This window comes from Pandoraea soli (genome assembly GCF_902459595.1).
GTDB lineage: Bacteria > Pseudomonadota > Gammaproteobacteria > Burkholderiales > Burkholderiaceae > Pandoraea > Pandoraea cepalis.
In genome coordinates this window covers 319,242-332,650 of sequence record NZ_CABPSG010000003.1, presented here as the reverse complement: position 1 = coordinate 332,650, position 13,409 = coordinate 319,242, and the positions used below count along the sequence as shown (strand labels likewise).

Genomic DNA, 13,409 nt, shown 5'->3' with positions numbered 1-13,409 from the left:
CCTCGCCGGCCGTGGCCTCGCCCGCCAGCGCAGGCACCACCGTCGGGCGCGGATTGCCAGTCTGCTATTCTGTGGCCCGACAGCCGTCCGATATCTCCCATGCCCGCCGTCGCGCGGGCATGTTCGTTTGTAGAAAGCCCATGCCGCAACCGAGTCTGCCCACCGAATCCCTGGCCTATGCGCTGCAGCGCGCCGCGCAGGCTCTCGAATCTGTCCAGAAGGGCACCGCATTGCCGCAAGCGCTGGCCCAAGCCACCACGCAATGCGCACCGACCGTGCGTGCCGCCGCACAGGATCTCGCTTACCGCGCGGTGCGCCGGCTGGGCAGCAGCCGCGCGTTGCTCGCCTTGCTGGTCAAGCCCGCACTGCAAGCGCGCGTGCGCGACATCCTGCTGTGCGCCTTGGCGTTGCTGCAAGACGCCGCCGAGGATGCTGCGTACACCGAATTTACGGTCGTCGACCAGGCCGTGGAGGCGATTGCCGTCCAGCGCCGCACCGTGGCGGCGAAGGGGTTGGCCAACGCGGTACTGCGTCGCTTCCTGCGCGAGCGCGAGACCCTGATGGCCGCGATCGCGAAGCAGCCCGAAGCCCGCTGGAACTACCCCGCGTGGTGGATCGACACCGTGCGCGAAGGCTATCCCGATCAATGGGAGACGTTGCTTGCCGCTGGCGACAGCCGCGGGCCGATGACGCTGCGCGTCAACACACGTCGCGTCAGCGTGGCGGCCATGCAGGCAAGCCTGGCGGCGGCGGGCATGGATGCCGAGATCATCGGTCCGGTCGCGTTGCGGCTCGCGCAAGCCGTGCCGGTGGACCGTCTGCCGGGTTTTGCCGAAGGATGGGTGTCGGTTCAGGACGCCGGGGCACAACTGGCCGCGCCGCTCGTGCTGGGCGAGTCACCGCGTGCAGGCATGCGCGTGCTGGACGCGTGCGCGGCCCCGGGCGGCAAGACCGGCCATTTGCTGGAATTGGCCGACGTGCAGGTCACGGCGCTCGAGTCGGATCGCCTGCGCGTGCCGCGCATCTACGAAAACCTCGAGCGTCTGGGACTCGGTGCGGACGTGCGCATCGGTGACGCCGGCACGCCGTCGAAGTGGTCTGGCGGCGGCTGGGACGGCGTGCCGTTCGATCGCATTCTGGCGGACGTGCCGTGTTCGGCGTCCGGCATCGTACGGCGTCATCCGGATATTCGCTGGCTGCGTCGCCAGGCCGACATTGCGGCTCTGGTCGAAGAGCAGCGGCGCATTTTGCTGGCGCTCTGGGAGACGTTGGCCGTGGGGGGCGAGTTGATCTATGCAACGTGCTCGATCTTCCCGGCGGAAAATGAGCAGCAGGCGCAATGGTTTGAACGTATTCGCACAGATGCGGTACGATTGGGCGCTCCCGGGCAATTGCTGATGACCCCTGGCGGCGCCCACGACGGCTTCTATTACGCTCGCTTCCAGAAACGGTGACTTTTTCCCAACGGCTACTGGCCAGTCTGCTGCCGCTGCTGCTGTGCATTTTTGCGCTCGGCTTCGCTGCGCCCGCGCGTGCCGAAAATGACATCCAGGTGCGCGAAGCGCGGCTCGAACCGTCCGAGGGCGGCTGGTTGCTCGACGCGCGCTTTGCCTTCGAGCTCAACAGCAGCCTGGAGGACGCTGTCAATCGCGGCATCTCGCTCTATTTCACGACCGACTTCGAACTGACTCGCTCGCGCTGGTACTGGTTCGACGAGAAGGTTGTGACCACGTCGCAGAGTGTGCGGTTGTGGTTTCAGCCGCTCACGCGTCAGTACCGGGTCTCCAGCAACAACGGCAACAGCAGCAACAGCGGATTGCAACTTGGCTTCGGCTCGTTGCGCGAGGCGCTTGCGCTGGTGCGCAACGTGAGCGGTTGGCGCGTCATCGAGAAGGGCGTCGTCAAGCCGGGCACGCAATATCAGGCCTCGGTACGCATGCGGCTCGACAACGCGCTGATGCCCAAGCCGTTCCAGATCGACGCGGTGAACAATCGCGACTGGAATCTCAGCTCCGATTGGGCGCGCTTCATGTTCTCGCCCGCGCCGCCGCCGCCGCCGCCGCCACCGGCGGCCAGCGTGCCGGCACTGCCGGTCGTGGCGACGAGCGCGCCGCTCGACCCCGTGAATCATGCGTTCCGTCTGAGGGGCCATTTGCCACTTGCCTTCAGCGCGGCGCTGCCGCCCGGAGTCGCCCGTGTCAAATAACGGCGGCGGCCTGCTCAAGCGCATCGTCATTCGCACGCTGATCGTCACGATGGCGCTCGTCGCCATCGGGCTGTTCGGCCTGCTTGCGCTGGCATCGGCCAATACCGAATTCTTCGATCGCTACTATTCGCTGCTCTACACCGCGAACATCGCGGTGGCGATCATCTTCGTCTTCATTGTCGGTGCGCTCGTCTGGATCATTCTTGCGCGGCTGCGCGAGCGACGCTTCGGCACGCGACTTCTCGCCAAGCTGGCCATCTTCTTCGCGCTGGTGGGGGTGCTGCCGGGCGGCATCATCTACCTGGTGTCGCTGCAGTTCGTCTCGCGCAGCATCGAGTCGTGGTTCGACGTGCGCGTCGAGACAGCGCTCGATTCCGGGCTCGAACTCGGGCGCGCCATCCTGAACAACGGTCTGTCGGACCTCAGCGCCAAAGCACAACTCGTGGCCGACAACCTCGCGTCGACCGGCGAAAAGGGCGGGACGCTCGCGCTGCTGCGCATGCGCGACCAGTTCGGCCTGCAGGACGCCACCATCGTCGACGGCAACGGGCGTGTGCTCGCGTCGGCGTCTGGCAGCTTCAATGCGCTGGTGCCGGATCTGCCGACACCGCTCATGTTGCGTCAGGCGCGCACGCAGTCGCGCGGCTATACCGCCATCGAAGGCGGCAGCGAGGGCTACGACAAGCATCAGGCGCGGGATCAATTGCGCTGGCGGGTGGTGATCCGCATTCCGTCCGGGTACACGTCGTCGTTGCAAGACGAAGAGCGTTTCCTGCAAGTCACGCAACTGGTGCCGGCCAATCTTGCGCAGAACGCCGAGGCGGTGCAGAGCGCCTATCGCGAATATCAGGAAAAGGCGCTGGGCCGCACGGGCCTGCGCAAGATGTATATCGGCACGCTGACGCTGTCGCTGTTCCTCGCCACGTTCGTGGCGATGATGCTCGCGCTGGCGCTCGGCAACCAGCTCGCGCGGCCGCTCTTCCTGCTCGCGCGCGGCACGCAGGAAGTCGCGGCAGGCGATTTGTCGCCGAAAGGGGAAATGCGCACCAACGACGAACTCGGCTTCCTGACGCAGGCGTTCAATGCCATGACGCGTCAGTTGTCCGACGCGCGCGCCACGGTCGAGCGCAATCGGCTGGCGCTTGAAAGTTCGAAGGCGCACTTGGAGAGTATTCTGTCGAGCCTGACGGCCGGCGTGTTCGTCTTTGATCGCGACTTCCGCCTGACGACGGCCAATGCCGGCGCCGAACGCATCTTCAAGCAGAGCTTGCAGGGTGAGCTGAACCGCTCGCCCGCGCATATTCCGGCGTTGGTGGAGTTTGGTGAGACGCTGCGTCGCGCGTTCGCCGATCGCGATGCCAACGCCGATCTCGGCCCGGGTGGACACTGGCAGCAGCAGATCGGCCTGACGCTGCCGGGCGAGACCGATGCCGTGACGCTGCTCGTGCGCGGCTCGCATCTGCCGGAGCCGATGGTCGCGGTGGCGGGCGTGCCGACGCGTGCGGGCGGTGGCTACGTCGTGGTGTTCGACGATATCAGCGATGTGATTTCGGCACAGCGTTCGGTCGCGTGGGCCGAGGTGGCGCGGCGTCTGGCGCACGAGATCAAGAACCCGCTCACGCCGATCCAGCTTTCCGCCGAGCGGCTGCAAATGAAATTGTCCGACAAGCTGCCGCCGGCCGATGCCGAGGTGCTGCGCCGGGGCGCGACGACCATCGTCAACCAGGTGGCGGCCATGAAGCGCATGGTCGACGATTTCCGCGACTACGCGCGCCTGCCGCCGGCGGTCATGCATGCGCTGCAACTCAACGAGTTGATCGGCGAGGTGCTGACGTTATATGGGGTGGATGAAGGGCGCGGCGCGATTCGTCCGAATCTGGATGCAGACCTGCCGGAGATACGCGGCGACTCGACGCAATTGCGTCAGGTTATTCATAATCTGCTGCAGAATGCTCAAGATGCCGTCAGCGCAACCGAAAAGCCTCTTATCACGGTGGAAACGAAGACAGTAGAATACGCAGGAACGGATACGCATCCCGGCGAACCGAAACGCACGGCAGTGCGCTTGACGATCACGGACAACGGGCCGGGCTTCCCGGCGCGCATTCTGACCCGCGCATTCGAACCCTACGTGACCACGAAGTCGAAGGGCACTGGGCTCGGACTGGCGATGGTCAAGAAGATCATCGACGAGCATCAGGCGCGCATCGACATTCGCAACCGGTCGTTACCGGAGGGCGAAGGTAGTGCAGGCGCACAGATTTCGATCTTGTTTACTCAATTGGCTGACGACCAGGAACTGCCGCGCAACAAGCCGGCAGAACACACGAAGGTAGCGTAAATGGCAACCATTTTGGTGGTGGATGACGAAATGGGGATCCGGGAGCTGCTCTCCGAGATTCTGAGCGACGAGGGGCATGTCGTGGAGGTCGCGGAGAACGCGCAGGAAGCGCGCGCCTTTCGCGCCGCGCACACGCCCGATCTCGTGCTGCTCGATATCTGGATGCCCGATACCGACGGCGTAACCTTGCTCAAGGAATGGGCGGCGCAGCAGTTGTTGACGATGCCCGTGATCATGATGTCGGGCCACGCCACGATCGATACCGCCGTCGAGGCAACCAAGATCGGTGCCCTCAATTTCCTCGAAAAGCCCATCGCCCTGCAGAAGCTGTTGCAGGCGGTGGAGCAGGGGCTCGCGCGCGGCAAACGCGATCCGTCTGGCGGCGCGCCCAGCGCATTCGCCGCAGACGACGATGCGCCTGACGCGGGGGTCTTCGGCGAGAGCGAACCGCGCCACGCCGGCGCGGGCCTGAACGGCTCGGCGATGCATCACGCACCGCTCGGTGCGCACGATCTCGATGGCGGCGTCGCGGGGACGGTGGTCGGCATGTCGGGCGACATCTCGTTCGACGTTCCGCTGCGCGAGGCGCGCGATGCGTTCGAGCGTGCCTACTTCGCCTACCATCTGGCCAAGGAGCACGGCAGCATGACGCGCGTGGCCGAGAAAACGGGCCTGGAGCGCACGCACCTGTATCGCAAGCTCAAGCAACTGGGCGTGGAGCTCTCGAAGAGCAAGACATGACGGTGGTGCGGCGCGCCCGAGCGCGCTGCGACGCCGCTTTCCAGCGGATTTTTTCAACGAAGGGCTTGCGCGAAGCGTCGGCAGTCTCTATAATCGCTTTCTCTTGGCCCGGTAGCTCAGTTGGTAGAGCAGCGGATTGAAAATCCGCGTGTCGTTGGTTCGATTCCGACCCAGGCCACCAAATTCGAAGGGCTTGCGCACATCGCAAGCCCTTTTTGCGTTTGAACGAAAACGCTGCCCGATGATGGGTATCACGCCTTGGCGATAGCCGCGCCGGGCGTCGCGGTTCACAATCGCGTGACCTATCCCGCACGCGGGCTGCCCGAGGGGCGGCCGCAAGCGCGTGTCCCGGCCCCCGTCGCCCTGACGGCGAGGGCGATACTGCTAGCGCAAGATCATGACGACAAGCACCGATTCCGCTCTGGTCCTGTTCTCCGGTGGACAGGATTCGACCACCTGCCTCGCGTGGGCACTGTCGCGCTATGCGCGCGTCGAAACGCTGGGCTTCGATTACGGCCAGCGTCACCGCGTGGAGCTGGAATGCCGCACCGACGTGCTGGCCAAGCTGCGAATGCGGTTTGCGCAGTGGGCGCCGCGTCTCGGCGACGATCACATGATCGACCTGTCGATTCTGGGCCAGATCAGCGAGACATCGCTGACGCGCGAGACCACGATCGCGATGGCGGCGAACCAGCTGCCGAACACCTTCGTGCCGGGCCGGAATCTGCTGTTCCTGACGATTGGTGCGACCATTGCGTATCGACGCGGTTTGCGCGTGCTGGTGGGCGGCATGTGCGAGACGGACTTCTCGGGCTACCCCGATTGCCGCGACGACACCATGAAGGCGCTGCAGGTCGCGCTCAATCTGGGCATGGACCAGCGCTTTATCGTCGAGACGCCGCTGATGTGGATCGACAAGGCCGACACGTGGCAGATGGCGCAGGACCTGGGCGGCGACGCGCTGGTCGAGACCGTGCGCGAAGACACGCACACATGCTATCTGGGCGAGCGCAGTGTGCTGCATCCGTGGGGCTACGGATGCGGCGAATGTCCGGCGTGCCAGTTGCGCCAGCGCGGTTTCGAGCAATGGCGCGCACGCGGTCACGATCAGGATCGCGGCGCGGTCTGATCCTGGGAGAATCGAGAGCATCATGACGTACGCGGTAAAGGAAATCTTCTACACCTTGCAGGGCGAGGGCGCCAATGCCGGACGTCCGGCGGTGTTCTGCCGGTTTGCAGGATGCAACCTGTGGACCGGCCGCGAAGAGGACCGCGCGGACGCCGTCTGCCAGTTCTGCGACACCGACTTTATCGGCACCGACGGCGAGAATGGCGGCAAGTACCGTACGCCGGCCGATCTCGTCGCGCAGATCGCGGCGTTGTGGCCGGCGGGCGACCGCGCACACCGGTTCGTCGTGTGCACGGGCGGTGAGCCGCTGCTCCAGCTCGACGCGCCGCTCATCGACGCGCTGCACGCCGAAGGCTTCCGCATCGCGGTGGAAACCAACGGCACGCAAGCGATCCCCGAGGGGATCGACTGGGTGTGCGTGAGCCCGAAGGCCGATGCCGAGCTGATCGTCACGCGCGGCGATGAGCTGAAAGTTGTGGTGCCGCAAGATCGCCAACGTCTGGCTGAGTACGAAGCGCTCGATTTCCAGTACTTCTACCTCCAGCCGATGGACGGACCGCTGCGCGACACCAATACGAAGTTGGCGATCGACTATTGCAAAGCGCATCCGCGCTGGTCGTTGTCGATGCAGACGCACAAATACCTGAATATTCCCTGAGCCGTTGCCGTGATTACGATTACCCGGAAACTCGAATTCGATGCGGGCCACCGCATTCCCGACCACCGAAGCCAGTGCCGTAACTTGCACGGGCATCGCTATGTGCTCGAGATCACGCTCGCGGGCGAAGTGAGCCGCGAGAGCGGCGCATCCGACAATGGCATGGTGATGGACTTCGCCGACGTGAAGGCCTTGGCCAACGAGCATCTCGTGTCGGTGTGGGACCACGCGTTCCTCGTTTACGAAGGCGACACGGCCGTGCGCAATTTTCTCGAGACGATGCCCGACCACAAGACGGTAGTCTTCGATCGCGTGCCGACCGTCGAGAATCTGGCGGCCGCTGCCTTCGACACGCTGAGCCACGTTTTTGACGCGCATTACGGCCGCGACCTGCGCCTGGTGCGCCTGCGTTTATACGAGACGCCGAATTGCTGGTCGGAAGTCACGGCGTAATTCGCTTCGACGCTTGCGCGATCCTCGTTGATGCAGCCCCCGCCGCTGGGATGACGCCCACGCCGCCCCGAATTCGACACTTCCGCCGGCGAATTCGACGGCGGCCGGTGGCCACCTGACCGAAAGTGCCAACCCGCCAGATCTTGAGTCTGGCGGGTTTTTTCATTTCAGGAGTTGGCATGACAAGAATTTCAGCGGGCAGCGACGTGATTGCGCAGAACGTGCAGACCTTCGTGCAGCTTGTCGCGATGCGGCGGCGAGACTCGCACGGCAATCTGCATTCCCTGGATCAAGTGGCGAATCGACCGGTGGCTGCCGTGCTCCCACGGCGGCAGCCAAGTGCACCGCCGCTCGATCATGGCGATTTCCGAGCGGATTTTGTGAGCTCGGGACCCGCAGGCCATGCGCGGTTGCCCGATCCGGCGCGAGAGGGGCGGGAGGGACGTTCCGACGCCGCGACGCAGACCGACGCGGGGTGGGAGGGGCCGCCGCCGTATTCGGTGCGGGATGTGACGCCCGGCGCGCCGGGCTCGAGCGATGCCCTGGGGCGGGCCAACGCGCTATGATGCGGCTGACACCACGTAACCAATAGGAGACTCCGCAAATGAAGACGCTGCTGCGCGGCTTGCTGGCCGCATTCCTGTTTACGGCACTCGCCGTGCCTGCCACACAGGCGTTCGCGCGCGACAAGGTCGTGTACCACATCAACGACGCCGAGCAACAGGCGCTGGCCGCTTTGCGCAACGTTCGCAACCAGCTCGACACGGTGCCGGATACCGACATCGTGGTCGTGGCGCACGCGAAGGGGGTCGACTTCCTGATGGAAAGTTACAAGGATGCCGCGACCGTCGGGCCGCTGATCGCGGCGTTGCATGCGCGTGGCGTCAAGTTCGAGGTGTGTGAAATCACGATGAAGCAGCGCAACCTGAAGAAGGACCAGTTTGTGCTCGACGCGGACTTCACGCCGTCCGGTGTCGTCGAACTCACGCGCTTGCAGCAGAAGGGGTACGCGTACATCAAGCCGTAAGTCGGACGTCTTGCCTCCCATCCAAGCCCTGGCCCGACGCCGGGGCTTTTGCATTGGGCGATGCGATCTCGATTGTCGACACGACGGCGAAACCGGAACCGGCATGGGCCCCGGCGCGTCTTTTCCATTTGGCGCACAATACGACCAAAGCCTGTCTCAGGAGGTTCGCGATGTCGACGTCTTACGCCATGCGCCGGCTGCTCACCGGTCTTGCCGCCACGTTGGTGGGCGCGGCCTGCCAGCCGATTCCCTATGCGGTCGCCGCCGCGCAAGCCCCAGCCCAGGGACTGACCGATCAGGCCGTGCAGCACTATGAGGCGGGCCAGCAGTCGCAGGCGCTCGGCGAGTTTCGCCGGGCGGCCGAGCAGGGCAATCGTCTCGCCCAATTCGACTACGCCATGATGCTGCTCAACGGCGAGGGCGGCACGCCCGATCCGAGCGGCGCCGTGCAGTGGCTCGAGCGCGCCGCGAACGCAGGCATGACCCAGGCGCAATACGTCTACGGCAAGATGTTCGACGACGGGTACGTCGTCGGCAAATCGATTCCCCAGGCCAATCTCTGGTACGAAAAGGCGGCGAAGCAGGGCCATGTGCAGGCGCAGGCGGCCATCGCCAACGAGTATTTCATCGGGCGCGGCGTCCCCAAGGATTACAAGACGGCGTTTGGTTGGTACGAGAAAGCCGCGCGCGGTGGCGATCTGCCGTCGCAGTACATCGTGGCGAGCTACTACGAGCGGGGCTATGGCGTCGTGACGCCGGATATCGGACGCGCGCGTCTATGGTACGAAAAGGCCGCCGCCCAGGGCGACGTGGCCGCCCAAGGCAAGCTCGACGCGATGAATCGGGTGCCGATGCCCACCTCCCCTGCGTCGGCCCGCTGGTGACCATCCGTCACCGCGAATCACCGGTCGGCGCAGCGCGCCGGACCGTCAACTCTGCATCAGACGCTTCTCGCGCGCCACGCTCATCAGAATGCCGATCCCCAGGCCGAGCGTCACCAGCGCGGTGCCGCCGTAGCTCATGAACGGAAGCGGAACGCCGACCACCGGCAGAATGCCGCTCACCATGCCCATGTTCACGAAGGCGTAGGTGAAGAAGATCATCGTGACGGACCCCGCCAGCAGCCGCCCGAACAAGGTGGCACCGGAGGCCGCAATCACCAGTCCGCGCGCGATCAGCAGCAAATACAGCACCAGCAGAACGGCTTCGCCGATCAGCCCGAACTCTTCGGCAAACACCGCGAAAATAAAGTCGGTGTGCTTCTCGGGAATGAACTCGAGGTGGGCCTGCGTTCCTTTGAGCCAGCCCTTGCCAGTCGTGCCGCCTGAGCCGATGGCAATGACCGACTGGATGGTATGGAAGCCCTTGCCGAGCGGATCCGACGTCGGGTCCAGCAGCGTGCACACACGATGCTTCTGGTAGTCGTGCAGGAAGTACCATTCGACCCCCGGCTGACAAATCTTGTCCTGCACGGCGAGCACGGTGCCGATGCCGATCACGACCGCGACGAGTACCGGCAGAATCAGCTTCCAGGACAGCCCGGCCAGATAAATCACGTAAAGTCCGGCGGCAGCCACCAGCAGGCCAGTGCCGAGGTCCGGCTGTTTGGCGATCAGCCCCACGGGCAAGCCGAGCAACACCATGGCGACCAGGTAGTCGAACCAGCGAATATTGCCTTCGCGCTTCTGGAAGTACCACGCCAGCATCAGCGGCATGGCGATCTTCATGATCTCGGACGGCTGGATCACCATCCCCACGTTCAGCCAGCGCTTCGCCCCTTTTTTCGTCAGCCCGAACATTGCGACTGCAATGAGCAGCGCAATACCGGCCGTATAGAGCGGCACCGCGAACTTCATCAGTGTCTGCGTGGGCAGCATCGCCAGCAGCCACATCAGAATGAACGTCAGCACGATGTTGCGCACCTGGTCTTCCACGCGCCCGGGCACATCGATACTGGCGCTGTAGAGCGTGACCAGTCCCACGCACAACAGCAGGAAGACGATCAGCGCCAGGGGTTTGTCGAAACCCACGAACAGGCGCTTCACCTGCTGTTTCCACGTATGTTTGTCGAGCGCCATCATGGCGTTCCTCCTTGCGCGCGAATGGCCGCGCGATGGCGAGCTTCGTCGGCGACGGTCGGACTCACGGCGGGCTGACGAAGCGGCGCCGGCGCGGGCTTCGGTGTGCCGGCGGCGGAAGCCTTGCCGTCGGCGGTACGCGATACGCTGGCCGTCGCGTTGGACGCGACCGGGGCAACGCGTGCCACGGTCGTGCGGCCGCTCAGATCGGCAGCGCTGGCGGTTGCGGCATTGGGCGCCGCTGCGGACACGGCCGAGGCGCCGGACGCCGCGGCCGGCCCCGAAGCGGCCGCCTGCAACGCCGCCGCTTCGGCGGCGCGCTCCTTCGGCTCGTCGATGAGGTAGTAGTCGAGCAGACGACGGGCGACCGGACCGGCTTGTGCGGCGCCCCATCCGGCGTTCTCGACGATGAGCGCGACGGCGATCTTCGGGTCGTCGGCGGGGGCGAAGGCGATGAACAAGGCGTGATCGCGTTTGAATTCGGGAATGGCGTTGTGGTTGTACTTCTCGTTCTTGCCGAGCGAGTAGACCTGCGCCGTGCCGGTCTTCCCACCGGCCTCGTACGGCGCGCCCGCGAACGCCTGGCGGCCGGTGCCTTCCTTGATCACCCCGACCATCGCGCGTTTGACGAAATCGATGTTCGCCTGCTTGTAGGGCAGCCGTGCGCTTTCGTGCGGCACGGTGAGCTGGCGGGCGTGCGTGACGGGATCCTCGATGGCCTTCACGAGGTGAGGCTTCATCACCACGCCATTGTTGGCCAGCGTGGCCGTCGCGTGCGCAAGTTGCAGGATCGTGAACGAGTTGTAGCCTTGCCCGATGCCCAGACTGACCGTCTCGCCGTCGTACCACTTCTGCTGCGCGGGCGTCTTGTACGCCTTGCGCTTCCATTCGGTCGACGGCAGAATGCCGCGCGCCTCGCCTTCGATGTCGATACCCGTCAACTGACCGAAGCCGAGCGGCGCCATGAAGTCGTGAATGGCGTTCACGCCGAGATCGTGCGCGAGCATGTAGTAATACGTGTCGTTCGACACCACGATCGAACGGTACATGTCGATCCAACCCTGGCCGTTGCGAACGTCGTTGCGGAACGTATGGTTCCCGAGTGTGAACGCGCCCGTGTCCTGGAAGCCCCAGCTCGTGGTGCGCTTGCCCAGTTCGAGCGCGGCGAGCGCCATGAACGGCTTGTACGTCGAGCCGATCGGATAGGTGCCGCGCAACGGACGATTGAGCAGCGGCCGGTCGGGCGAGTTGTTCAGGGCGTCCCAGTTTTGCTGGTCGATCCCTTCGACGAACATGTTCGGATCGAAACTCGGTGCCGACACGAACGCGAGTACGTCGCCCGTCTTCGGCTCGATGGCGACGACGGCGCCGCGCCGCCCGGCGAACGCTTGCTCGGCCACTTGCTGGAGCTTGATGTCGAGCGACAGCACCAGGTTGTCGCCCGGCGTGGCCGGGGTGCGCGAGATCGTGCGCACCGGGCGGCCACCGGCGGTGACTTCGATTTCCTCGAAACCGGTGATGCCGTGGAGCTGCGTCTCGTAGCTCTGCTCGACGCCGATCTTGCCGATGTAATCGGTGCCCTTGTAGTTGTTGACGTCGCGGCGGATGTCGTACTTGGCGCTGTCGCTGTCGTTCTCTTCGCTCATCGCCTCGATACGCTGGCGATCACGCTGCGAGATCCGGCCGATGTAGCCGATCACGTGCGCGGCGGTCTCGCCCAGCGGGTACTGACGGAAGAGCCGAGCGTGCACATCCACGCCGGGGAAACGGAAACGCTGCGCAGTGAAGCGCGCAACTTCCTCGTCGGTCAGGCGCGTGCGGATCGGCAGGCTCTCGAAGCTCTTGCTGTCGTCCATGAGCTTCTTGAAGCGGGCGCGGTCGCGCGGTGTGATCTCGATCACGTCGGACAGATCGGTGATGAGATCTTCGAGCGGACGGCCGATCTTCGACGGCGTGATTTCCAGCGTGTAAGCGGAATAATTGCGCGCGAGCACCACGCCGTTGCGATCCATGATCACGCCCCGGTTGGGCACGATCGGGGCGAGCGAGACGCGATTTTCGTCGGCCTGCAGCGCGTACTGGTTATGGCGGAAGACCTGCAGGTAGACGAAGCGTACGCCGAGCAGGCCAAAGCAGATCAGCACGAAAAATGCAGCCGCCGTGATCCGCAGATGAAACGTCTGCAGTTGTTGCTGGGGATTCTTGAACTCGGTCATGCAAGCAGGGCTCGGTGGCGCGATCGGGTGGGGACGGGGCCCATCAGATCGGACGCGTGTCGTCGCGGTCGACGGCGCGTTTCTGCGGCGCCAGCAACAGGATACTGATCACCGGCCAGAGCAGGGCTTCGACAAACCCCGCCGCGAGCGGCCACCAGCCCGGAAACGCCGCACCGGTCGCCAGACGAATGATGAATGGCACCACGTGCGCGAGCATCAGCAACGGCAGCACCGTCAGCGCCTGACCAAGCAGCGTAAAAAACAGGACACGGCGGTGAATCATGATAGCGCCGTAAGACAGCAACGTATAAGCGAGCGCGTGCTCGCCCAGCAGGCCGGCGTTGTGCACGTCCATGAGCAGGCCAACGAGGAACGCCACGCCCATGCCCACCTTGCGCGGCTGGTGGATGTTCCAGAACATCAACACCAGCGCGACGAAGTCGGGCATGGCGGGGGCGTGGCCCCACGGCATCAGGTTGACCAGGAACGCCACCACGAGGCTGAGCGCGATGAAGTACGGATTGACCGGCAGCAGTATGTATTGCGGTCGTGACATGTCG

Annotated in this window: 12 protein-coding genes, 1 tRNA gene and 1 pseudogene; 11 read left to right on the top strand and 3 right to left on the bottom strand. The window is 64.7% G+C overall.

All coding sequences use genetic code 11. The features are described from left to right. Positions 1 to 140 precede the first annotated feature (140 nt). The 11 genes and pseudogenes from rsmB to PSO31014_RS08035 all read left to right on the top strand — a co-directional run bounded on the left by rsmB (position 141) and on the right by PSO31014_RS08035 (position 9,439). Positions 141 to 1,454 (top strand): 16S rRNA (cytosine(967)-C(5))-methyltransferase RsmB, encoded by a 1,314-nt coding sequence (gene rsmB, locus PSO31014_RS08085; RefSeq protein ID WP_150551126.1) that lies wholly within the window; start codon positions 141 to 143, stop codon positions 1,452 to 1,454. Beyond that, positions 1,451 to 2,044, top strand: a pseudogene (locus tag PSO31014_RS08080) (DUF4390 domain-containing protein); the annotation flags it as partial. The gene rsmB and the pseudogene PSO31014_RS08080, both read left to right, overlap by 4 nt. A 211-nt stretch (positions 2,045 to 2,255) precedes the next feature. Next, complete coding sequence (locus PSO31014_RS08075; protein WP_281349081.1) at positions 2,256 to 4,547, top strand: sensor histidine kinase; 2,292 nt, start codon at positions 2,256 to 2,258, stop codon at positions 4,545 to 4,547. Continuing rightward, positions 4,548 to 5,288 (top strand): response regulator, encoded by a 741-nt coding sequence (locus tag PSO31014_RS08070; RefSeq protein WP_150551123.1) that lies wholly within the window; start codon positions 4,548 to 4,550, stop codon positions 5,286 to 5,288. Positions 5,289 to 5,393: 105 nt separating this feature from the next. Then, positions 5,394 to 5,469, top strand: a tRNA-Phe gene (locus PSO31014_RS08065). Positions 5,470 to 5,685: 216 nt separating this feature from the next. Continuing rightward, the gene (gene queC, locus PSO31014_RS08060) at positions 5,686 to 6,417 is read left to right on the top strand and encodes a 7-cyano-7-deazaguanine synthase QueC (RefSeq protein ID WP_150551122.1); all 732 of its coding nucleotides are present in this window, start codon (positions 5,686 to 5,688) and stop codon (positions 6,415 to 6,417) included. Positions 6,418 to 6,439: 22 nt separating this feature from the next. Continuing rightward, entirely contained in the window at positions 6,440 to 7,075 is a 636-nt protein-coding gene (gene queE / locus PSO31014_RS08055) for a 7-carboxy-7-deazaguanine synthase (protein WP_150551121.1), read from the top strand. A gap of 12 nt (positions 7,076 to 7,087) precedes the next feature. Next, positions 7,088 to 7,528: a 6-carboxytetrahydropterin synthase QueD gene (gene queD, locus PSO31014_RS08050; RefSeq protein WP_425494863.1), complete on the top strand. Its 441-nt coding sequence runs from the start codon at positions 7,088 to 7,090 to the stop codon at positions 7,526 to 7,528. Positions 7,529 to 7,707: 179 nt separating this feature from the next. Further along, complete coding sequence (locus PSO31014_RS08045; protein WP_150551120.1) at positions 7,708 to 8,094, top strand: hypothetical protein; 387 nt, start codon at positions 7,708 to 7,710, stop codon at positions 8,092 to 8,094. A 38-nt stretch (positions 8,095 to 8,132) separates the two neighbouring features. Further along, positions 8,133 to 8,555 (top strand): DsrE family protein, encoded by a 423-nt coding sequence (locus PSO31014_RS08040; protein WP_150551119.1) that lies wholly within the window; start codon positions 8,133 to 8,135, stop codon positions 8,553 to 8,555. Between the two features lie 170 nt (positions 8,556 to 8,725). Further along, positions 8,726 to 9,439, top strand: coding sequence for a tetratricopeptide repeat protein (locus PSO31014_RS08035; protein WP_246176487.1), 714 nt, complete (start codon positions 8,726 to 8,728; stop codon positions 9,437 to 9,439). Between the two features lie 45 nt (positions 9,440 to 9,484). On the opposite strand, the gene rodA is transcribed toward PSO31014_RS08035, so the two are convergent. The 3 genes from rodA to mreD are packed head-to-tail and all read right to left on the bottom strand — an operon-like array spanning position 9,485 to position 13,405. Then, positions 9,485 to 10,633 carry a rod shape-determining protein RodA gene (gene rodA, locus PSO31014_RS08030; RefSeq protein ID WP_150551235.1) on the bottom strand — a complete coding sequence of 383 codons (1,149 nt, stop codon included), beginning with the start codon at positions 10,631 to 10,633 and terminating at the stop codon, positions 9,485 to 9,487. Next, the gene (gene mrdA / locus PSO31014_RS08025; RefSeq protein WP_150551117.1) at positions 10,633 to 12,849 is read right to left on the bottom strand and encodes a penicillin-binding protein 2; all 2,217 of its coding nucleotides are present in this window, start codon (positions 12,847 to 12,849) and stop codon (positions 10,633 to 10,635) included. The genes rodA and mrdA overlap by 1 nt, the downstream gene beginning before the upstream one ends. A gap of 43 nt (positions 12,850 to 12,892) precedes the next feature. Continuing rightward, positions 12,893 to 13,405, bottom strand: coding sequence for a rod shape-determining protein MreD (mreD, locus tag PSO31014_RS08020; protein ID WP_150551116.1), 513 nt, complete (start codon positions 13,403 to 13,405; stop codon positions 12,893 to 12,895). Positions 13,406 to 13,409 lie beyond the last annotated feature (4 nt).